This is a genomic window from Bradyrhizobium sp. BR 10261, assembly GCF_019455395.1.
Lineage (GTDB): Bacteria > Pseudomonadota > Alphaproteobacteria > Rhizobiales > Xanthobacteraceae > Bradyrhizobium > Bradyrhizobium manausense.
In genome coordinates, this window is the sequence record NZ_JACOFQ010000004.1 from 195,402 (window position 1) to 216,962 (window position 21,561).

Annotated in this window: 21 protein-coding genes; 8 read left to right on the top strand and 13 right to left on the bottom strand. The window is 63.3% G+C overall.

Annotated features, from left to right (window positions below; translation table 11 throughout):
- Positions 1-12: 12 nt before the first annotated feature.
- Positions 13-1,161 (bottom strand): FAD-dependent monooxygenase, encoded by a 1,149-nt coding sequence (locus HYH07_RS06300; protein WP_220001769.1) that lies wholly within the window; start codon positions 1,159-1,161, stop codon positions 13-15.
- 170 nt (positions 1,162-1,331) lie between these two features.
- On the opposite strand from HYH07_RS06300, the gene HYH07_RS06305 reads away from it, so the two are divergent.
- From HYH07_RS06305 to HYH07_RS06315, 3 genes are read left to right on the top strand one after another with little or no spacing between them, the layout of a single operon-like run.
- Positions 1,332-1,730: a thioesterase family protein gene (locus tag HYH07_RS06305; protein WP_220001666.1), complete on the top strand. Its 399-nt coding sequence runs from the start codon at positions 1,332-1,334 to the stop codon at positions 1,728-1,730.
- Positions 1,727-2,578, top strand: coding sequence for an IclR family transcriptional regulator (locus HYH07_RS06310; RefSeq protein WP_220001667.1), 852 nt, complete (start codon positions 1,727-1,729; stop codon positions 2,576-2,578). Before HYH07_RS06305 ends, HYH07_RS06310 begins: the two co-directional genes overlap by 4 nt.
- A 60-nt stretch (positions 2,579-2,638) precedes the next feature.
- Complete coding sequence (locus tag HYH07_RS06315) at positions 2,639-3,316, top strand: RraA family protein (RefSeq protein ID WP_220001668.1); 678 nt, start codon at positions 2,639-2,641, stop codon at positions 3,314-3,316.
- A gap of 85 nt (positions 3,317-3,401) precedes the next feature.
- Here HYH07_RS06315 and HYH07_RS06320 read toward each other — a convergent pair whose 3' ends face one another.
- From HYH07_RS06320 to HYH07_RS06345, 6 genes are all read right to left on the bottom strand, one after another.
- Positions 3,402-4,361 carry an amidohydrolase family protein gene (locus tag HYH07_RS06320; RefSeq protein WP_220001669.1) on the bottom strand — a complete coding sequence of 320 codons (960 nt, stop codon included), beginning with the start codon at positions 4,359-4,361 and terminating at the stop codon, positions 3,402-3,404.
- On the bottom strand, positions 4,358-5,680 hold the full coding sequence (locus tag HYH07_RS06325; protein ID WP_312016649.1) for an MFS transporter: 1,323 nt from the start codon (positions 5,678-5,680) through the stop codon (positions 4,358-4,360). Before HYH07_RS06325 ends, HYH07_RS06320 begins: the two co-directional genes overlap by 4 nt.
- A gap of 31 nt (positions 5,681-5,711) precedes the next feature.
- Positions 5,712-6,626 carry a DUF1932 domain-containing protein gene (locus HYH07_RS06330; protein WP_220001670.1) on the bottom strand — a complete coding sequence of 305 codons (915 nt, stop codon included), beginning with the start codon at positions 6,624-6,626 and terminating at the stop codon, positions 5,712-5,714.
- Between the two features lies 1 nt (position 6,627).
- The gene (locus HYH07_RS06335; RefSeq protein WP_220001671.1) at positions 6,628-7,992 is read right to left on the bottom strand and encodes an MFS transporter; all 1,365 of its coding nucleotides are present in this window, start codon (positions 7,990-7,992) and stop codon (positions 6,628-6,630) included.
- 195 nt (positions 7,993-8,187) lie between these two features.
- Positions 8,188-9,111 carry an SMP-30/gluconolactonase/LRE family protein gene (locus HYH07_RS06340; RefSeq protein ID WP_220001672.1) on the bottom strand — a complete coding sequence of 308 codons (924 nt, stop codon included), beginning with the start codon at positions 9,109-9,111 and terminating at the stop codon, positions 8,188-8,190.
- A 99-nt stretch (positions 9,112-9,210) separates the two neighbouring features.
- Positions 9,211-9,957, bottom strand: coding sequence for an IclR family transcriptional regulator (locus tag HYH07_RS06345; RefSeq protein WP_220001673.1), 747 nt, complete (start codon positions 9,955-9,957; stop codon positions 9,211-9,213).
- A gap of 402 nt (positions 9,958-10,359) precedes the next feature.
- Between HYH07_RS06345 and HYH07_RS06350 the strand changes: the two genes are divergently transcribed.
- The 3 genes from HYH07_RS06350 (at position 10,360) to HYH07_RS06360 (ending at position 13,324) form a co-directional block, all read left to right on the top strand.
- Positions 10,360-10,887, top strand: coding sequence for a hypothetical protein (locus tag HYH07_RS06350; RefSeq protein ID WP_220001674.1), 528 nt, complete (start codon positions 10,360-10,362; stop codon positions 10,885-10,887).
- Positions 10,888-11,127: 240 nt separating this feature from the next.
- Positions 11,128-12,033 carry a helix-turn-helix domain-containing protein gene (locus tag HYH07_RS06355; RefSeq protein WP_220001675.1) on the top strand — a complete coding sequence of 302 codons (906 nt, stop codon included), beginning with the start codon at positions 11,128-11,130 and terminating at the stop codon, positions 12,031-12,033.
- Positions 12,034-12,298: 265 nt separating this feature from the next.
- On the top strand, positions 12,299-13,324 hold the full coding sequence (locus HYH07_RS06360; RefSeq protein WP_220001676.1) for a glycosyltransferase family 2 protein: 1,026 nt from the start codon (positions 12,299-12,301) through the stop codon (positions 13,322-13,324).
- Between the two features lie 18 nt (positions 13,325-13,342).
- Here the strand turns inward: HYH07_RS06360 and HYH07_RS06365 are convergent, their stop codons facing one another.
- From HYH07_RS06365 to HYH07_RS06385, 5 genes are all read right to left on the bottom strand, one after another.
- A complete protein-coding gene (locus HYH07_RS06365) occupies positions 13,343-14,464 on the bottom strand; it encodes a M20 family metallopeptidase (protein WP_220001677.1) in 1,122 nt (373 codons plus the stop codon).
- Positions 14,465-14,513: 49 nt separating this feature from the next.
- Entirely contained in the window at positions 14,514-15,452 is a 939-nt protein-coding gene (locus tag HYH07_RS06370; RefSeq protein WP_220001678.1) for a polysaccharide deacetylase family protein, read from the bottom strand.
- A 32-nt stretch (positions 15,453-15,484) separates the two neighbouring features.
- Positions 15,485-16,360, bottom strand: coding sequence for a polysaccharide deacetylase family protein (locus HYH07_RS06375; RefSeq protein ID WP_220001679.1), 876 nt, complete (start codon positions 16,358-16,360; stop codon positions 15,485-15,487).
- Positions 16,357-17,067 carry an aspartate/glutamate racemase family protein gene (locus tag HYH07_RS06380; RefSeq protein ID WP_220001680.1) on the bottom strand — a complete coding sequence of 237 codons (711 nt, stop codon included), beginning with the start codon at positions 17,065-17,067 and terminating at the stop codon, positions 16,357-16,359. The genes HYH07_RS06375 and HYH07_RS06380 overlap by 4 nt, the downstream gene beginning before the upstream one ends.
- A gap of 62 nt (positions 17,068-17,129) precedes the next feature.
- Positions 17,130-18,626, bottom strand: a complete 1,497-nt coding sequence (locus tag HYH07_RS06385; protein ID WP_220001681.1) for an ABC transporter substrate-binding protein — start codon at positions 18,624-18,626, stop codon at positions 17,130-17,132.
- Positions 18,627-18,986: 360 nt separating this feature from the next.
- On the opposite strand from HYH07_RS06385, the gene HYH07_RS06390 reads away from it, so the two are divergent.
- Complete coding sequence (locus tag HYH07_RS06390; RefSeq protein WP_220001682.1) at positions 18,987-19,952, top strand: LysR substrate-binding domain-containing protein; 966 nt, start codon at positions 18,987-18,989, stop codon at positions 19,950-19,952.
- A 46-nt stretch (positions 19,953-19,998) separates the two neighbouring features.
- The gene (allE, locus tag HYH07_RS06395) at positions 19,999-20,796 is read left to right on the top strand and encodes a (S)-ureidoglycine aminohydrolase (protein WP_220001683.1); all 798 of its coding nucleotides are present in this window, start codon (positions 19,999-20,001) and stop codon (positions 20,794-20,796) included.
- 15 nt (positions 20,797-20,811) lie between these two features.
- Here allE and HYH07_RS06400 read toward each other — a convergent pair whose 3' ends face one another.
- Positions 20,812-21,519, bottom strand: coding sequence for a GntR family transcriptional regulator (locus tag HYH07_RS06400; RefSeq protein ID WP_220001684.1), 708 nt, complete (start codon positions 21,517-21,519; stop codon positions 20,812-20,814).
- Positions 21,520-21,561: the final 42 nt, after the last annotated feature.

A 21,561-nucleotide genomic window follows, 5' to 3' on the forward strand; every position in this document is an offset into this window, starting at 1 on the left:
TCCTCATCATCGCTACGTGCTGGGGACCAATGAACCGGCGTCGTAACGCGCCATGAAGCGCGGTGACATCGCGCGGAGCTGGCTGTCGTCGATCCGGCCGGAACGGGTAATGTAGCTGTAGCCGAAATCCAGCGGAGCCAGCTTCATGTGTTCGGCAAAGCGCTGGTACCAGGCCGCGCTGGTCCTTGCGGCCTTGACCAGCTTCTCCACCACCGGGCGGCGCGTGGCTTCGTAATGCTCCAGCGCATGGCGGAGATTGCGCGGTTCGCCGTCCAGCGCGTTGACAAGGGCAATGACGTCCTCGAGGGCGAGGCGCGTGCCCGATCCGATCGAGAAATGCGCAGTGTGGAGCGCGTCGCCGACGAGCACCATGTTGCGGTGCGACCAGCGGTCGTTCCACAGCCAGGGAAAATTGCGCCAGACCGATTTGTTGCCGACGAGAGGATGCCCTTCGAGCGTATCGGCGAACACCTTCTGGCAAAGCGCCCTGCTCTCTTCCTCGGTCTTCTCGGCAAAGCCGGCGCGGAGCCAGGTTGCACGATCGCACTCCACGATGAAGGTGCTCATCGTCGGTGAATAGCGATAGTGATGGGCGTTGAAACAGCCGAACTCGGTTTCGACGAAGGTCTGGGTCAGCGTTTCGAAGCGCTTGGTGGTGCCGTACCAGGCGAACTTGTTGTCGTCATAGGAAAGCGACGTGTTGAAGTCGCCCTCGTAGCTCCGTCGCACCAGCGAGTTGACGCCGTCGGCGGCGACGATCAGATCGTATCCCGCGAGCTCGTCGACGGAACGCACGAGCTTGCCGAAGTGCAGATTTGCGCCGGCGGATCGCGCGCGCTCGGTCAATTGCGTGATGAAATCGAGCCGCCCGACCGCGGAGAAGCCGACACCGTCGAGCACGATGCGTTCGCCGCGATGGACGAGCGTGATGTCGCGCCACGTCTCCATGCGGGCCGCAACGGCCTCGGCCGTGTCAGGATCATCGGCGCGAAGGAAGTCGAGCGCCTTGTCGGAGAAGACGACACCAAATCCCCAGGTTGCTCCCTCGGGATTCTGCTCGAAGACATCGACATCGGCCTCGGGATGCCGACGCTTCCAGAGGGCGGCGAAATACAGGCCCGCAGGACCTCCTCCCATCACCGCAATGCGACTGAGCCGCATGACCTTCCCTTCCCTGTTGCGTTTGTTGTCCGCTTCTATTTTTCCTATTATGCAATAGATTTCACCTGATGCAACATATTTCTTGCACATTGAGGAATCATTTTTCTTATGAGGAATGGACGCGACGCGTTTAGGCTTCGCGCCGACAGGCTTGCCGGGAGGGTCCTTGGATGTTCGAGACAGCTTTCACGATCGAATGGGGCGATTGCGACGAAGCCGGAATCGTCTTTTATCCCAACTACTTCTACTGGTTTGACTGCACCTGGCAGCGCTGGCTGCGTCACCGCGGATTGAGCCAGCGGGAGCTCAAGCGGCGCTTTGGCAGCGTCACGCCGCTGGTCAATGTCGGGGCCCAGTTCATGGGGCCTGCCCGCTACGACGACGAGCTGGTGATCCGTGCAGAGGTGGCCGAGTGGCAAGAGCGGCGGTTTCGAATCGACTACAAGCTGTCGAGCGGAAACGTGCAGATTGCGAGCGGCTTCGAACAGCGCGCCTGGGCCGCTGTCACTGATACGGGCGAACTCCGCGGTGCGAGCGTGCCGCAGGAGTTCAAGGACATGTTGAGATGAAACGGACGCGGGCGAAAGAGACTGACGACGAGAGCGGCGGGACGGCCCCCGGCGGTATCCAGGCTCTCGACGCCGCACTTTCGGTCCTGCGAGTCCTCAGGTCCTTCGATGGTCCGGCGACGCTATCGGACATCGCGCGCGAAGCCGGCATGCCGCCGAGCAAGGTGCATCGCTATCTGGCGAGCTTCATTCATGCCGGCCTTGCCGTGCAGAAGGAGCGGTCCGGCCGCTATGACCTCGGCCGCGAAGCCGCCGAACTGGGGGTCGCGGCCATCAGCCGGAACAATTTCGTCGTCCGCGCCTCCGACGAGCTCGAGGAATTGGCCGCGACGACAGGGCATGCCGCGCTGCTCGCTGTCTGGAGTCACAACGGCCCGACCGTGGTCAGACTGGAGCGGGGCCCACATCTGACGACCACGTCGATTGGTCTTGGCAGCACGTTTCCCTTGCTGGACTCCGCGACCGGACGCGTCTTCCTCTCCTATCTGCCGGCGGCGCAACTGGCCGTGCGGCTGCAAAACGAACTCGAGCGTGCCGCCTCCGTCGGCGTCAGCTGGCCGGATCTCAATCCCGACATGGCAAGTGTGGAGGCCGTGACGATGAAGATCCGGCGCGAACGCATTGCCTATGTCGACGGACGCTACATTCCGGGCCTGGTCGCGATCTCGTCCGCGATCACGAACTGGCAGGGCGAGATCGAAGTGGCCGTGACCTTGTTCGGCACGCACAGGGGCTTGCTGCAGCCGGACAGTCCCGCGCGCGGCGCCCTGATCGATTTTGCCGCCCGTCATTCGATCGTCCCACCGGCCCAACTCGGCAATTCGCGCGGCGTGCCAAGCGATCGATGACGCGCATTGCGAATAATGAAACGGCGTTCTATAAATTTGAACCAATTTGGAGAACCGTTCATGCCCGTCGGATTCAGAATCTTGAAGCGCACCAGGAAGATCGGCACTGAGGTGGTCGAGCGTTTCGCGCAGCTACCGGTCGCCAATGTCAGCGACAGCATGTCGCGCCTGACGGCCGGCGGTGCGCGGCTTCGCCCCATGCATAGGAGTGGCGGGCTCGCGGGTCCCGCGCTGACGGTCAAGACGGCGCCGGGCGACAATCTCATGGTGCACAAGGCGATCGCGCTGGCCGAGCCCGGCGACGTCATCGTCGTCGATGCCGGCGGCGATCTCACCAACGCCATTACCGGCGAGATGATGTTGATGCAGATGGTCAAGCGCGGTGTGGCCGGCCTCGTCATCAACGGCGCGATCCGCGACGCCGGCTTCATCCGCGGCCAGACATTTCCGGTTTTCGCGGCCGGCGTGACGCATCGCGGCCCCTACAAGAACGGGCCCGGCGAAATCAACGTTGCGATCGCGATCGACGGCATGGTGATCGAGCCCGGCGACCTCATCATCGGCGACGATGACGGCCTGCTCTGCGTGCCGTTCGATCAGACCGAGCCGGTGTTCAAGGCGGCCACCGCGAAGTTCGAGGCCGAGCAGAAGCAGATGGCCAATATCGAGGCCGGCACCCACGACGCCTCCTGGGTGGACAAGCAATTGCGCGAGCTGAAGTGCGAAGGCGTGGATTGAGAGCCTCGTTTCTCGCCTCTCCCGCTTGCGGGAGAGGGAGCCCAGTGCCGATGCCGCAGCATCGCGCAACCATATGCGATGAGCTCTAGAATCCGAACAGTTCGGCGGGATTGTCGACCAGAATCCGCCGGCGCGTCTTTTCGTCCGGCGCCCAGTCGGCGAGAAGATCGAGCAACAAAGAATCGTCAGGCTTGGTGCCGCGCTGGGTCGGATGCGGCCAGTCCGTACCCCACAGGATGCGCTCCGGCGCTGCCTGCACGTAGGCACGCGCCACCTCGCTGGAATCGGCATAGGGCGGACCGAGCTTGCTGTCTTCGTACGGCTCGGTGACCTTCACCCAGGTGCGGCCCTCATCGAGCATGCGGCGGACAGCTGCGAACGCAGGATGCTTGAGGCCATCTGGCTGGGGAATACGCCCGAGATGGTCGATCACCACCTTGGTGGGGAGCGACCGGATGACTTTCTCATGATTGACGATCTGGTCGCCGGTCATCAGGATCTGCACGTGCCAGCCCAGCGGGCCGACGCGCCTGGCGAGTGCGGCAAGCATCTGCGGCGTTGTCGTGCCCCAGCTCTGCGGCGACACGAAATTGACGCGGATGGCGCGGACCCCGGCCTCGGCCAGCGCGCGCAGCTCTGCTTCCTCGACATCGGTATGGACGACGGCAACGCCGCGCGACGATGAGCCGAGCTGGCCCAGCGCGTCCGCGAGACACCGGTTATCGACCCCGTAGGTCGACGGCTGCACCACCACACTCCTGGTGATGCCGAGCCGGCGCCGGAGATTTCGATAATCGGCGACGGTCGCACCGGGCGGAAAGCCCTGGTGCCAATGCGGCGAAACAGGAAACTGTTGGTCGTAAATATGGTGATGGCAATCGCACGCATCCGCAGGCGCGTTCAAGCGCGGCGGCGCCGACCCCATGCTGTTGGGCACCGCCTGCTCGATGCCGCCGGCCCAGGCGCCCGTGCTCGCGGCCAACACCCCGGCGAGAACGCCGCGCCGGGTGATGGCGTGCTGTGATGACTTGCCGTGCTCGCTCATGATTTCACCGCCACCATGTCGGCCGCGCGCGCGACGTTGCGGCCGAGCACGAGGACCAAGGTCGCCGCCACGGCGCACAGCAGGGCCAGCGGCAGCATCCCGAGCACGAAGCTGCCCGTCTGCTCCTTGACGAGGCCGACTACGTTCACCATCAGGCCGCCGCCGATCAGATTGGAGATCGCGTTGATGCCGGCGAGGCCGGCCGCGAGCGTGCTGGTCGAAAGCCAGCTCGCCGACAGCGCCCAGAACGGCCCCTTGAAGGCATAGGCGCCGACCAGGCAGAACGTCACCATGACGATGGTCGGCGCGACTGCCGTTCCGGTCAGGCTCAATGCCGTGAAGCCGCCGGCGGCGAACAGCAGCGGAATGGCCGTGTGCCAGCGCCGTTCGGCTGTTTTGTCCGAATGCCGTCCCCACAGCACCATGAGCACGGTCGCAATGCCGTAGGGGATCGCGTTGACGAAGCCGGTTTGCAGATTCGACAGGCCGAACGATTTCAGCAGCTGCGGTTGCCAGACCGACAGCACGCTGCCGGTGGCGGACGCCCCGGAGCAGACCAGGGCCATGACCAGGAAATATTTATTGGTGGCAAGCTGCCAGAGCGAGAGATGCCCGACCGGCTTGCGCGCGGCTGCATCCGCCGCCATGCGGGCCGTCAACCAATCGCGCTGCTCATTGGTCAGCCAGGCCGCGCCTTCGGGCCTGTCGGTCAGGACGAACAGGCAGGCGAGCCCGAGGAAAACGGTCGGCAATCCCTCCAGGATGAACAGCCACTGCCAGCCGCGCAGGCCAAGCACGCCGTCAAGTTCGAGCAGGCCGACGGAAAGCGGTGACCCCAGGAAGGTCGCAAGCGGGATCGAGACCGTGAAGGTCGCCAGGATGCGCGCGCGATATTCGGATGGCAGCCAGTAGGTCAGATAAAGGATCGCGCCGGGAAAGAAGCCGGCCTCCGCCGCGCCCAGGATGAAGCGCATCGCGTACAGCGAATACGGCCCCACGACGAGCGCCATGCACGCCGTCACCAGGCCCCAGGTGATCATGATCCGGGCGATCCAGCGCCGAGCGCCGACTTTCTGCAGCGCCAGGTTGCTGGGGACTTCCACCAGGAAATAGGAGACGAAGAACAGGCTGGCGCCAAAGCCGAACGTCGCCGGCGTGAGGCCGAGATCCTTGTTCATCTGCAACGCCGCGAAGCCGACATTGACGCGATCGAGCAGTGCGAAGAAGTAGCAGATCATCAGGAACGGCACGAGGCGCAGGATCACCCTGCGCATCGTCGCCTTCTCTATCGGGTCGATGTCCGTTCGAGCAGCCGTCACGTTTCTCTCCCTTTTTGCTTTTTGTGTTGGTTTATTCGGCTGCTTTCGCGCTGGCCTGCATTTTGGCCGCGATCGCATCGATCGCGATCCTGTAATTCCCGGGAACGACGCCCCTGAAATGCTCCTTCAGGCCGAGGCTGTCCTTCCAGCGCAGCCGCGCCGCGGTCGCGCGCGCCATCAATGGCTCGATGCCGGCATCCTCGACCGCCTCGGCCGCCATCTCGACCTCTTCGGTACGTCGCTTGGCATGGATGACGCCTGACGGTGTCAGGCTCTCGACCGTGTCCATGAACGGACGCGTCAGCGTCTTCGAGGCCGAGGCCAGTACCGTCTCATCGAGGCCGTAGGATCGGGCCGCCAGCAGCGTCTCGTCGATCAGCGCCTCGATGCCCTTGATCAGGACGGAGCGCAGGATCTTGATGCCGGAGGCCGTGCCGAGTTTCTCGCCGACGAATTCGATGCTCATGCCCCAGGGCACCAGCAGGTCGACCACGCGCTGCCCCGCAGGACCGCTCGACATCATGTGCATCGCATAGCCGTGCTTCGGCGTGCCCATGATGGAGCCGTCACCGAGTGTGGCGCCGGTGCCGGCGAGCCGTTCGGCGACGCCGTATTTCACCTTCGGCGTGGCCGAGGCGAAGTCGAGGAAGGTGTGGCGGCCATCGAGAACAGGCGCGAAGGCATCAGCGCTTTCGAGTGACCTCGAGCCCGGCGTGACGCTGAAGATCAGCTCCGCCGCATCGGCCAATTCCCGATTGGACCTGACCAATGTCACGCCCGCGGCCCTGGCGCGGCCCTGGATCAGATCGGCATACGGACCGTCGAAGGCGTATTTGTCATAGCAGACAATCTGCTGCAGGCCGGCCTCGCGCAGCCCTTTGCCCAGCGTGCTGCCGATCTCGCCATAACCGACCAGACCGAGACGGAACTGCTTTCGTTCGCTCATTTCAAATTCCTTTCGAGAGGGATGCGATGGGCCCGGTGCGGCCGTCAGCCGTTCCGGCCTGTCGCTGCAGACTGGCGCCAACCAGGCGGATCAGGATGGCGGCCAGGGCAAGAAACGCGGCCACCGAGATCAGGGCCCAGGAGAAGCTGTCGGTCGACTGCTTGATCATGCCGATGAGATAAGGACCGACGAAGCCGCCGAGATTGCCGATCGAGACGATGATCGCGAGGCCACCGGCGGCGGCGCTGCCGGTGAGGAAGCTCGACGGGATCGGCCAGAAGGTCGACTGGTAGCACATGATGCCGATCACGGCGCCGCAGAGCGCGACGATCGAGATCAGCGCGGACGATGTCGCATAGCCGCAGACGATCAGCGAGGCCGCGCCGACGAGCAGGCCCGATGCCACGAACCAGCTGCGCTCGCCGCCGTTGTCCGACAGTCGCGCCCACAGCATCATGGTGATGGCGCCGCAGATATAGGGAATGGCGGCGATGAAGCCGACGGTCACGACGCCGAAGCCGAAGCCCTTGATGATCTGCGGCATCCACAGCCCGAGACCGACCGAGCCGATGATGGCGCAGAAATTGACGGCGGCGCAGACGAGGACCCGCCAATTGATGAAGGCGTCCCTGAGCCGCGAGGGATGTTTTGTGGCAATGGCCTCGCGCTCTGCTGCCAGCACCTCGGCGAGCCAACGCCGCTCGTCAGGGCTCAACCACTTGGCCTGCTCTGGCTTGTCCGTGAGCGTGAAGAAGCACACGATTCCCAGGAGGGTCGCCGGCAGGCCCTCGAGAATCAAGAGCCACTGCCAGCCATGCAGGCCGCCGAGGCCATCGAGGGTGAGCAGCGAGCTCGAGATCGGTGCGCCGATGATGTTCGCGATCGGGATGCCGAGCAGAAATGCCGCCGTCGCCGTGCCGCGGATGCGCGCCGGAAACCAGTAGGTGAAATAGAGGAACACGCCGGGCGTGAAGCCTGCCTCGCCAAGCCCGAGCAGGAAGCGCATCACGCCGAAGCTGACGGGGCCGACCACGAACGCCGTTGCTGCCGAGATCAGGCCCCAGGTGATCAGGATGCGGGCGATCCATTTGCGGGCGCCGACGGCCTGCAAGGCCAGGTTGCTCGGCACTTCCGCCAGGAAATAACCGAAGAAGAACAGTCCGGCGCTCCAGCCGAATGCGGACGGCGAGATGCCGAGATCGCCGTTCATCGTCAGGCTGGCGATGCCGACGTTGACCCGGTCGAGATAGGCGACGATGTAGCAGAGCAGCAGAAAGGGCACGATCCGCCACAGCACCTTCGAGAGGATCTTCTCCTCCTCGGCTGTGAAGCCCTGTTGGACTGAAGCGGCAGCGACGCTTGCCATGGGTTCCCTCCCGGGGGCGCCGGTGTTGTCCCGGCCATGGGAGGCGCCTTAGCAAAAACAGAACGCCGTTGCAATTCATTTTGCAACGGCGTTTCATTTCATGAAAAGCCAAAGCGGCGTCCATGTCCGCCGGACGAGGGTGTGCCCAGGAGAAAGTGAAGCGGCGGCCGTTGGTTACGGCGCCGGTTCCCGCCGTTAATCGGCGTGCGAGAACATCGCCAGGCCCGGCGTTTCGAGCTCGGCCCGGAGCAGTGTTCCAGTACGGCTCTCGGTGATGAAGAGGCTCTTTCGCTGCGGTCCGCCAAAGGCAAGATTGGTGGTCCCGACGCCGGCGCAGGAGACGATGCGGTCGAGCGGTTCGGCCAGCGGCGACAACCGCCAGACCGAGCCGAAACCGGTGTGGCAGACCAGAAGGTTGCCGCCGTCATCGAGCGCCAGTCCATCGGGACCACCCGGGCCGCCGTGCAGATGCGAGAAGATGCCGACCTTGGTGGTCAGGCCGCTCGCCGGCAGCGGCACGCGCCAGATCTGGTTGGCGCGCGTCACCGCGACCAGCAGAAAGCTTTCCTCGGGATCGACGACGATGCCGTTCGGGCTCGGGATCGTGTTGATGAGGCAGGTGAGCCGGCCATCCGGCGTGAGCTTCCAGACCCGGCCCGTCGGATCATGCATCCCGGTCTGGCCCTGGTCGGTGAAATAGAGATTGCCTGAAGATGCGAAGACGAGATCGTTCACGCCCTTGAAGCTCTCGCTCGCCGCCGTCTCCAGGAATGGCGTGACGTTGCCGCTGGCGGGATCGAGCAGCATGATCCCGCGCTTGTAATCGGTGATGAACACGCGGCCGTCGCGGTGGATCTTCAGGCCGTTCGGCCAGCCATCATATTCGGACACCAGCTCCCACCCCCCGTCTGCGCTGACGCGGAAGATGCGGCCATGGGGAATGTCGGTGACGTAGAGCCGCCCCTGCCGATCGAAGGACGGCCCTTCGAGGAAGGAATCGATCTCGCGTCCGCCTTGGTTGGCATCGGCCCAGGCGGTGCGGCGCGGTTTGCGAAGATGGTCAGGAAGTCGCGTGAAGATGCTGGTCTCGATCCGGCGCGGCGGGCTGAAGAATGTCATGGGCTGGCCTTTGGGACGCGCTTGGCAGAACATAGAGTTCGACAGGATTGTCGCCCGCCGAAGCCGCCGTCGCAAGCTGAAACGAAACCGCGTTTCGTTTTACGCGGAACCGACTCGCCGGCGTCCGCTTTTCGCCGTGCCGGAGGACGGAGTTCCGCCGCAGGCCAGGGTCAGCCTGCTTGCGGCCTCGACCAGCGCCGGCTTGATCTGCTCCGCCCGCGCGCTCGTGAGCCGGCTGACCGGCCCCGAGATCGCCAACGCCCCGATCAGGGAGTCGCCGATGCCGAAGACGGGCATGGCGAGAGCGGCCGCATGAGGATCCGTCATGCCGGAGGTGAACAGCGGCAGCTCGTCATCCGGCCCGGGCGGCCCGGACTCATACCGCCGCAGCGTTTGCGCGATGGCAGATTTGTCCATCGGACGCGTATCGCCCGGCTGCACCGTCATCCGGATACGATTGCTGCTCTCCACCCGGAACAGACACAGCCGCTCCTCGCCATTGCGGACATAGAAGGACGTGGTCTCGCCGGTTTTTGCCGCGAGCTGCTCGAGCACCGGCATGACGTGGTCGGCCAGACGAAACGCCTGCTGATAGGCCGTGCCGAGGCGCAAGGTCTCCGCATCGAGCCGGTACGAGCCGTCAGGCAGGCGCGCGAGCAGCCGGTATTGCTGCAGCGACACGGCCAGCCGCAGGATCGTGCTCTTGACGAGGCCCGTGCGCTCCGCGAGCTCGGCCAGGCTCAAGGCGCCATCGCCGCGGCGGAACGCGGTCAACACCGCGAGTGCCCGTTCGGCTGCCGATACGCCCTTGAGTGCGGGCGGCTTCTTCACGGTCTGCTTTGCCATCTCACCCCTCGTCCTCGCCACGTCCTAAGGCATTCTGACAACGAGGAGAAGGGGCTACACCATCGTAACCCCTCGCGTTCAGCGCCGCTCCGGGCGAATGTCGCGCACGCCGCACCCGAGTTTGCGCCCTGGCTCCTGGCACACGAGCACGGTCTTGGTGGCTGGGGGAAGCAGGTAAAGTCCCTTCGCCTCAAACCGGGCGTCGTTCCCACAAAGACCCGCTGGAAGATGAACAGATAGTTACGCACCGGGTGCTCGCGCGCGACCTTGTTGCCTATTGTTCCCGAATTTGTTCTTGAGGCTTGCAATGATCAATCGTGGCTCAAGACGTTCAAGCGCCCTCGATTGAAGCCTCCTAGAATTGCACTTTAGCTGTTTGCTTTGTTGTCTCTGGGGTATTTGATGTATTTCACGCTGATCAAGCCGGAGGTCGCAACCGCGTCGATGCAGAGCAATCTGTCCTTGCTCGAGGCTCTCGCCGGCGTTGCGCGGACGCAATTCACGACGCTATTGGACCAACTCGCCGATCTGCAAAGCCAATCCGTGGCGGCCTCCTCTATCGAGCGCGACGGCCATGGCGGCCTCATCGGTGCCAGGCGGGATATGATTGCCATCATCAAGGTGATGCAGCGAATGGCGGACGAGCTGTTGCAGGAGTCGAAACAGTCGTGGGAGTCGGTCGGATATATTTCCGGCAACGTCCACAAGATCGCCTTTGGGCGGCGGCGACTGCGCGGCGGGCGAACGCTCAGCGATCTCCATGCGGCCGCCGTCGAAGAAAAGCTTCGGCGAACGCCCCGGCTGATGATTTCGCTGCTGGAGGTGGCCACGATTTTGGAAGAGGCATTTGCTGACCTGAGACCGGTCAAGAAGGAGCGCACAAGCGGCAACAGCGAGGACTGCTCGGTCGACCTTGCCCCGGTCCAGTAGTTTCACATCGTCGACAACTCGGATCCGGCCTTCCGTTGTCGCGCGTGTCACCCGGGATCGGCCCCTCACGAGCCGGCGACGGGAATAAGATACCTTCATGCAACTTTTGACTGCGCGACGATTGTCATTCTGAGATACAGCAATCCGGCACATCAAGACCCGCAATGGGCGCGGGCAAAGGGAGTATACGCCGACGGCAATGACTGGGGATCGTTGCCGGCGGAGCGTCGAACGTAGAGCATGGACGATTGCGGACTCTATGGCGAGCGGCTTGCCACATTATTCCCGATGATCCGGCAGCCCGGCACGGGCCTCGTCAAGTCACTCCAGAAGGGAACGTTCGCCGCGGTGCGGATGACCCATTTCGGGCCGTCCAGCGATCCAACCTTACCGTCACCGCCCGATGCAGCGTTCGCGCTGTGTCTGCGGCTGCGACGTCAAAGGGCGGAGGCATGGGTTGATGGACGCCATGCCCGCAAAGGCGCCGCGAAGGACGAGACCAGCATCTACGATCTGCGATGCGAGACGATCGTTCGCTTCCAGGATCCGTTCGATTTTCTTTATCTGTATCTGCCGCACAGCGCGTTGAGTGGCCTTGCGAGCGAGCTTGAGGCTGCGCACGTTCAGTTCGACATTGCGGCGGGTACGAACATCCGCGATCCTGTCGTGGCGCATCTCGGCAAGTGCCTGTTGCCCGCGCTTGAACGGCCGCACGAGGCCAACGAGCTGTTCGTTGGCTCTGTTGCGATGGCGCTCAACGCGCATTTCCTTCACACCTACACCAGCATTCTTCCCGTCGATCGCCTGCAACGCAGTGGATTGACGCCCTGGCAGCTTCGCATCGCGAAGGACCTGATACGCGCTCATCTCGACGGGGAGGTTTCCCTGGCACACATCGCGACCGAATGTGGCTTGTCGACGGCCCATTTTGCCCGGGCCTTCAAGATCAGTACCGGCACTCCGCCGCATCGCTGGCTGATGGATCAGCGCATCGAGGAAAGCAAGCGCCTGCTCGTCGGCACCTCGCTGCCGCTCATAGACATTGCGATCAAATGCGGCTTCTCCGATCAAAGCCACTTCACGAGAGCTTTCTCAGCGCGGGTTGGGACGACTCCCGGTCGCTGGCGGTTGGTCAGAAAGAGCTGATTTCGGCTGAACGCGCTCGAATGCGGACCGCAGCTCCCGTGCTTGCCTAACAAGAATGGTTACTCAATCATTGACGCTCTGCGGTTCATTAACGACGCAGGGCGAATTGGCTTCTGCCGAGGACCATGTTTGATAAATTGCGGATAGAAGCACGCAAGGTGCAAATCCAGGCCGATCCGCCGAGGCCGCCTCCCTCGAACAGCTGATTTCAGACGCGGGCTGCTCTTGGACGTGACCGGCCCGTTCACCGGCAAGGAGAGATGAGATGCAGGTCAGATCCGCGCTTCAGATCAATTTGCATCCGCTGGACGTGCGCCATGCGGTCCACACACTTCCACATCAGCTCGACGTGTGGGGCGATCAGGTCGATCGTATCGTCTTCACCGTCGACACCAGGCAGAGCAAGAGCGGCCGCTATGCCGGCAGCGCCTACGAGGAGAGCCGCCGGCGCCTGTTCGCATCGCTGGAGGCGATCGCGCGGAAGTCGCCGAAGGCGGAGGTCGCCGAGGTCGACTATTCGCCGGCGGCGCTCGCGGCCGTGCGGCAGCGCTATTTCTCCACGTCCAGCGACTATCCGGAAAAGGCCTTCGATGGCGGACCGTTCCATGCCTATTTCTACGGTCTGTTGCAGGCGAATGCGGATTATGTGGTGCACATGGACAGCGACATGCTGTTCGGCGGCGGCAGCCAGGTCTGGCTGGAGGAAGCGATCGGCTGGCTCACGGCAACGCCGGGTGCACTGTTCGCCGGACCGCTTCCCGGTCCGCCCCGCGCTGACGGCACGCTCGGCGATCTGCATGGCGGGTTCCCCGGACTGACCGGGATCCAGCCGCCCGAGCGGCTCGCCGCCGCCTACCCGGCTTACCGTTTTCGCACCGTGAGCACGCGGATCTTCGTGCTCGATCAGAACAAGTTCGATGCGTCGATAGCGCTGGAGCTGGTGCGACCGAATCTCAAGCGCCGGATCCGGGCAAGACTGTTTCACCAGTCGCCGCTGACGATGCCGGCGGAGGAGATCATCTCCGCGGCCATGATGCGCAACGGGCTTTCCCGCATCGACTTTCTCGGTTCGGGCGCCGGGCTTTACTCGCTGCATCCGCCGTATCGCACCGAGGCTTTCTATCGGGAATTGCCGCAACTGATCGCACGTATCGTGGCCGGTGCGATCCCGGACGCCCAGCGCGGCGACTATGATATCAATTCAAGCATGTTCGACTGGACGGAGGCGCTGCGGCAGAAGACCGTCAGCCGCCGCCTCGCCCGCGCCGCGCGCGCACTGATGTCGAGCTGAGCACGCTACGCTGCTCATCTATGATCCAAGCTCCGTGATCATTCGCCGCAACAGCTCGGCGCGGCGTGGAAGCGCGGACACCACAACATATTCGTTCGGCGAGTGCCACTCATTGCCGATCGCACCAAGGCCATCCAGGGTCGGGGTGCCAACAGCCGAGGTGAAATTGCCGTCGCTGCCACCGCCGCTCGAGATTTCGACGAGGTCGATATCCTGCTCGCGCGCGATGGACTTTGCGAGCGAGAACAGCTCCAATCCACCTGCAGTCCGTTCGAGGCAGGGCTTTTCGATTTCCCCACTGGGCGTGACCGTGACGTCGCTGCCGATCGGCCCGACGGACAAGATCGTCTCATCGACTAATCGACCCGCTTCGGCAGAGGAGAAGCGGACATCGATGGTGCAGAAGGCGCGGCCCGCGACGACATTCAACGCTGTCCCGCCCCCGATCTCCCCGACATTGACCGTCGTCCCCATGGAATAGTCGGTCAATTTGTCAAGCTCCACGACCTGGCGAGCAAGCTCCGAGATGGCGCTGCGGCCGCTCGCGTGAGCCGAGCCGGCATGCGCTTCCCGGCCCTGGACGTCGAGACGGTATTTCGCACGGCCTTTGCGGAAGGTGATGACCTCATCCTTACGGGCCGGCTCGGCGATCAGCGCGTAGCGGGATTCCCGCGCCAGCCGCTCGATGATGCGGCGAGAGGTCGGAGAACCGATCTCCTCGTCCGAGGTGTAGAGAAGCGTCAGCGGAAGGTGCGGCTGATGGACCAAGCCGGCTATGTGTTGAGCGGCCTTGAATGCCAGAAAGCCGCCCGCCTTCATGTCTGCGATGCCGGGTCCATGAAAGCGATCGCCGTCGCGACGCATGGCGACCGCACCCGGCGGGCACACGGTGTCGAGATGCGAAACGGAGAGGATGCCCCGCCCGCGCCCCCACGGCAGCCGGACCAGCAGATGGTCGCCCATCCCATCGGTCCCCGGAATTCGCTCCAGGCTGGCGCCGAGTTGTACAAAGTCTGCGGCAACCACGTCGAGCAGTCGCGCCATGTTGTCGACGTCACCGGTTGGCGTTTCGATCTCGACCCAGCGACGCAGGCCGGCGAGAATCGATTCCGCTTCGGTTGACTGTGTTTGGTTCGGCATCATGCTCCCGCAAAATAATTACAACGCCCGCATCAATATTCGCGAGGAGTCAGCTCAGGCTGCCCTCATAGTCCCGCCAGATCGAAGCCGAGAGGCGAAGATGGGTGTCCGCGGGATAGGTCGCGGACCAGTAATCCGCACATTCCGCTCCCGTAGCATTCCATACGCCAGGAAAACTCGCGATGTATGCAAGCACCTCTTCGAGCGCCTCGGCGTGGTGTCCCCAGCCGCTCCCTTTCGGATGCAGCGTCATCGAGAAGTACCGACCGCGTCGATACTGGGCCTCGAACTCGCGAAGCCAGTTTCGCTTCAGCGCATTGACCCGATCAAGGCCTGTGCCTTCCGTCGGAAACATCAGAAAGAACTGATCGTCGCAGCTGTAATGGTATGGCAGCGTCAGCAGAGCCTTGCGCTGCACGAAGTCCGCGACCCAATAGTGCGGAGCATCGTCCGCGAGCCCGTTGCCCATGTAGCCGTAACCGGCATCAATCAACAGACCCATCGTCGCGCCGCCGACGCTGCCGACGGCGAACGCGTCCTGCTGCCGAGGCAGGGAAAACCATCCCTTCGGCCGGCGTCCGAGGACCCGCTCCAGCGTCGATGTCGTCAGCGCGATCCGTTCTCTCTCCTCGTCCACGCTCAACACGCTGACATCCTCGTGCTTCCATCCTCCGGCGGCGATCTCGTGCCCGTCGTCGCGGACGGACTTGATGCGGTCGGGATAGATCTCCGCCATCACGGCGGGGACGACGAAGGTCGCGCGCAGACCATATCGCCGCAGCAGCCGCATGATGTTCTGCAGCCCGACCGTGATACCGAACAGCGAGGTCGGATGCGTGATATCAGCGGCGGTAATCCCTGAAGGTGTCGAGGCAGGACTGAGATCGACGACCACGCTGAAGCAACAACGCTTGCCGTCCGGCCAGCGGACTTCCGAATCCTTCATCCCGATTTCGTCCGAGATCGTGTAGTTCTGCTTCCACGGCATTGAGCTGGTCCTGACGGGGCTGTCGTCGATTTTCAGGCTGGATGCCGGGCGAGCACGTGCCGCGCCAGATCCTCGCAGGTCGGGAACCACACGCCTGGAAGCTTCTTCATCTCGACGATCAGGCGCTCCAGCATATCGACTCTGGAGGCACGGCCCGACACGAATGGGTGCAGCATGAAGTTGAGATAGCCGCCCAGCCTGTACTGGTGCCAGAAGGCACTTCGCCACATCTCGAACACTTCATCCGGATCGAGCAGCCTTTGCGCGGCGGTCTTGCTGCCAGCCCAATTCGCGCTGAAATACATCGCGTCATCGACAGCAAAGTGCACCGGCAGCTGCACCATCCTGTTCATCCCGTTCTCGTCGCCCTGATAGAGCGGTGTGTAGGTGCAGGAGGTCGAGGAATTGTAGATGAAGCCCTCCCGCCGCAGCAGCGCGGGGCTGTGCTCGCTGCGGGTTCCAACGGGACGGCGGCCGGCGACGCGCTCAAGCGCGGCGACGGTCTTGAGCAGATGGTCCTCCTCGAGCGCCTTGTCCTTGGGAACGTGATGCTCCCACATGTGATCGGCGATTTCGTGCCCGGCTCTGGCCGCGCGGCGCAGGGCTTGTGGATAGAGCTCGCAAATGCGCCCCGGCGTGAAGACCGTGACCTTGATGTCGTGCGCTTCATACATCTCCAACAGGCGCCAAATCCCGATGCGGCCGCCGAACTCCCCTTTGGCGAGCTGCATCGGCGGCTCATTCGCAAGCCGGCGGGCCAGCATGGCATCGAAATCCAGCGTGAAGTTCACCGCCATCCGCATGCCGGGCGGAAGCACCAAGTCCGGAATCGGAAGATGTCGCGCCTCATAGGCAAGCGCTGCGGCCTTCAACTGTTCGAGCTCATCGGCGAGCACGGCGCTGGTCATCGGTTGCTCCCGGAGATTTTGGCAGGGCGAAGATTCAGGCGGACGGCTGCTTCAGCGATTTTGAGACCGGCGAGGACGGAATTGACGACGGGCACGCCGACGCGATCCTGCAGACGTTCCGTCAGTCGCGGTGTGAACCCCATCCCCGTGCAGCCCATGACGAGAATGTCTGCGCCGTCGTCGACACAGGCGCGTGCTGCTGCCAAAATTCCATTGAAGGCTTCATCCGGTCTCCGGACGAGGTCGAGCACCGAACAGCCGACCATGCGTTCGGAGACGAAGAGGTCGGCAAGCCCAAGAGAACGAAGGCGCGCGGGCAGCCCTTTGGGCGTGGGATCGGACGACAGCACAGCGAAACGTTCGCCGAATTGAGCCGCCAGGTGCATCGCGCTGCCGCCGGGCCCGATGACGGGAATATCGGCGAGGTCGCGAATGGCGGCAATACCGGGGTCGCTGAAGCAGCCGATGACGACGGCGTCGTAGCTCTCTGCGATCCATTTCGGAACAGCACGGAGAAGCTCGGGCACAACCAGGGCCGCATCGGCGTTGGACTCCACCGCCGACGGCCCGTCGGCGAGCGGCCAGACGTCAATGACGACATCGGACGCGGCGGCCTCCGACAAATATACTCGGCGCCGCTCGATCTCCTCGACCCCGAGGGTACGGTGCATGGGACTGGTCAACTGATAGAGAATCCTGGGCTTCATGTCACCGTTGCTCCCGAGCAAGACGCAGGACGACGACAGTCGGATTGCGTCGTACCTTCCTGCTACTCGCGGCGAACATTCCAGAACACCGGGAAGCTGAACGGGATCATGCCCTTGAGATCCGAACGGTAGGCCGGAGGTGTCGCAAATTGTCCGGCCAGAACGTAGTTGACGTTGTAGTGGAAGGCAGCCTGGATCTCGTCGCGATATGTCTTGCTCTCGGGAGGACTCGACGCTTGGGAATACGCCTTCAGCAGCTTGTTCATCGCCGGATCGCAATACCAGCCGGGATTGTTCTCCAGGCAATTCAACGACACCATCTGCTGCGCGAGCGGATTGACCAGATCGATACCCGCCATCACCAGCGGGGTCACGCTCCAGCCGCCCTCCGCCACCGGCGCCTTCTTCAGGCGTCGCGCCGCAACCGTCGCGTAGTCCGATGTCCGCAGATCGACGTTGAAGCCCGCCTGCTTCAACTGGTCGGCCAGCACGGAGCCGACCGGATTGAGAATGGCGGATGTTCCCGCATGCAGAAACACCACGGGCTCGCCCTTGTAGCCGGCCTCTTTCAGGAGCTTCTGGGCAGCCTCCGGCCCGATGTCGCGGGAATATTCCGTGCCGGCATCCGAACTTCCCTCGTTGCCGCACATGTAGATTGAATAGCAGGTGCGGTACATGTCGGCCGGCAGTCCAAGACCAGCCATGACGTCCTTCTGTTCGACCGCAGCCTGTAATGCTCGGCGAACAAGCGGATTGTCGAACGGCGGCTGCGCATGGTCGACATTGATGGCGATCATGTTCTGGGCGATCGCGGGCTGCTTGCCGATCGTCACCTTCGGATTCTTGCGCAGCACATCGATGTAGTCGTACGGCACGACCTCAAGCAGGTCGACCTCGCCCTTTTGCAGGGCCGCGGCACGCGTCGATTGATCAGGGATGCTCAAGAGCTCGATGCGGTCAAAGTTCACGACCTTTCCGCCGGAAAGACCATCTGCCGGCTCGGAGCGGGGTACATAGCCAGGATTGCGTGCGAAGACCGCCTTGACGCCCGGGCGCCATTCATCCTTCAGGAAAATGAAAGGCCCTGAGCCGACAACCTCCGGCACCGCGGTGTTCGCGTCCAGGCGGGCCAAGCGTGCCGGCATCATGACGGGTATCTGATGGCCGGGCTTGCCAAGGGCCTCGATGACGAAGGCGAACGGCCGCTTGAGCTTCAACTCGAACGTCTTGGAATCGACGACCGTGAATCGGTCCGCGGCATCCATCAGTTGGGCACCGAAGCCCTCGCGCTTGGCCCAGCGCTCGATCGAGGCGACACAATCCTCCGATGTCACGGGCGCGCCGTCACTGAACTTCAGCCCGTCACGGAGATGGAAGGTGTAGGTCAGGCGGTCGGAGCTGACCTCCCAGCCGGAGAGCATTTGCGGCTTATAGTGGCCTTCGCTGTCGATCGCCACGAGCTCGTCAAAAACGAGGTACGCGAACACGCGCGTCGCATTGATTGTGGTGATGATCGGATCGAGAACCTGAAGTTCGGTCTGCAACGAGACTTTCAGCACGCGGTCTTCAGCGTGCGCGGTCGCAGAAGCGCCGGGGAGACCGACAAGTGAAAGAGCGGCTGACAGCACAAAATGGCGCAATCCCACGGAGGACCTCTTTTGTTGCCAGATACTTCGCTGCAGCTCTGGAGCGAAGCATCATCTATCACAGGACTGATCAGTGTTCGGTCGCCTCCCGGCCGATTTGCATCGTTGGCCCATGATGCGAGCTCATCAGGCCGCAGCATCGACCCGATGAACCTATCGTCCTCAGCGTTTTTTCGGCAAACCACTTGTTTTACGGCTGAGCATGATAAAAACTAAGCCTCATGGACTCCGCTTCGAAACGGCACCGAAGCGGGTGAAAGGGCAGGTCAGCCGGTGTCACGTCTGTCGAAACGCGAACCTCCGGCCCGCCGCCGTCTGCCGCCGCTCAACGCGGTGCGCGCTTTCGAGGCGGCTGCTCGTCACGTCAACTTTGCGCTTGCCGCAGATGAGCTGGCGGTGACGCCGGGGGCGGTCAGCCGGCACGTCAAGGCAGTGGAGGCCCAGATCGGCCGCAAGCTGTTCGATCGCTACCCGCAGTCGCTCGAACTGACGGAGTTTGGCCGGACCTGGCTGCCCGTGGTGTCCGAAGCCTTCGATACGCTCGAAAGCGGAACCGCCCGGCTGCTGTCGGAGCGCCCGCGCGCGACATTCGCATTGAATGCGCCGACGGCTTTCGCCACCGGCTGGCTGCTGCCGCGCTTTGCCCGCTTCCATCGTGAGCAGCCGGAGTTGACCATCAAGTTGCTCACCCAAACCGATCTGCCGGATCTTTTGCGCGAGGGTGCTCCCGACGCGGCGATTGCCCACGGCCGAGGCGAATGGCCGCGACTGAACGCCCATTTCCTGTTCGCCGACCGGCTGATACCGATGTGTAGTCCGGCCTACCTCGCCGCGCAGCGACGGCTTATCGAACCGGCCCATTTGCTCACCGAGACCCTGATCTCCACCGACGACACGGCGCAGGATTGGGCCGCCTGGTTTGCGATGGTCGGACTGCATGGCGAACAACCGCAACGCATGCTGCATTTCGCCAGCAGCGTGTTGTCCGCGCATGCCGCCATGAACGGTCTTGGATTTGCACTGATCGATCCCAGTCTGGTGACGTCGGAGCTCGACCTCGGCCGGCTGATTGCTCCGCTGTCTTTCCCCCCGTTGATGCGAGGGACGGGCTGGTACCTTCTGCATTCGCGCGTTCGCCGCAAGGACCCCGTGATGATGACTGTCCGAAACTGGCTGCAACGCGAAGCCGGCTCCAGCGTCCGCCATATGTTTCCGAAACCGGGGGGCGCCTCTCGTTAGGGCTTTCCATTGAATCGGACTCCCGCGAATTGATCGAGGACATCATATGCACCCCACCGATTTGCCCGGCCAACCCGGTGTCGTTCCTCCCGGAGCGATCGGCCACAATCGCGGCGTTGTCGGCCGCAACTTCGCGTTCATCCCTCCGGAAGGTGTGTTGGTCAGCAGGCTTCCGGCCTGGAGATCGACAGTCGTGCGCTTTCTGGCGGCACCATCGCTCGGCGCCGGCTTTGTTCAGTTCGTGCTGGAAATCGAACCGGCGGGAGGTACAGCCCGGCCGATCTGTGTGGATCTGCAGCACTTCTTCTATGTCGTGGCAGGCGAAGTGGACGTGACCATCGGCTCCGACTCCACAGTGCCGCTCGGAGCGGGGGCGTTTGTCTATGTACCGCCCGGCCTGTCATTTGCGATGACGTGTCGTCCCACTGCGCCGGCGCGCATCATCGCCGTCAAGAAACGCTATGAGGAAGCCGAAGGCATTGCCGCCCCAACGGCGATCATCGGCCAGCAGCAATCCATGCCGATGACGAACCATACCGGATTGCAGGGTCGCGGGTTCAAGCACCTGCTGCCAACGGGCGATCTGAGGTTCGACTTCGAGATGAACCTGATGTTTTTCCAGCCCGGCGTCTGCTTCCCGGCAGTGGAAACGCACATCATGGAGCACGGATTGTTCATGCTGGAGGGGCAAGGCCTCTATTATCTTGGCGGCAGCTGGCACGAAATCTGGGTTGATGATTTCATTTGGATGGGATCGTTCTGTCCCCAGCAATTCTATCCCACCGGGCTCAATCACGCGGTCTATCTGCTCTACAAGAACGTCAACCGCGACGTCGTCCTCTGACGCCGCGCCTGCGCCTCAAGCTCCGGCTGCGGCGGTCGCGGGCGGCTCGCCGCGCAACTGCGCCATCAGAATCGTCCGCGAGGCGACGAGATGGGCGCGCATTGCGGCTTCTGCCGCATCGGCATCGCGGCGCTCGATCGCGACGATGATCGCTTCATGTTCGCGACGCACGGCCTCGATCCGCTGCGGGGTTCGTAGAGTCACCGTCGTGCTCTGAAACCTGCAGATCTGCAGCAACGGATAGAGCTCGTTGCAGACGATGTCGATGAGCCAGCGGTTGCGACTGCCGCGCACGATCAGCATGTGCAAATCGTCGCCGACGCTGCGGACACGGAACACGCCGCCCACGCCTTCGCGACGAAAGCTGTCCTCATACGCGGCGAGACAAGCGCGCAGCTGCCGTGTCTCGTGCAGCGTCATGTTCTCGGCGGCTTGCCGGCTCGCCATGCCCTCGAGCGCTTCGCGCGTGGAGAGCAGTTGCTCCAGATCGTCGAGCGACAATTGCACGACGCGGACGCCAGAGAACGGCGTGCGTTCGAGCAGCTGGCGCCCCTCGAGGGTGCGGATCGCCTCTCTGAGCGGACCCCGGCTGACGCCGAACCGGTCGGACAGGGCCTGCTCCGAAAGCTTCTGCCCCTGCGCCAGCTCGCCGGTGAGGATCGCCTGTTCGAGGCGGGCGACGATCTGGTCGACGAGCGCGCCGCTGGCTGGCTGTAACGTCATGATTCTGATCCGGAATTGTCTCCTGCAAAGACTACCAGAATT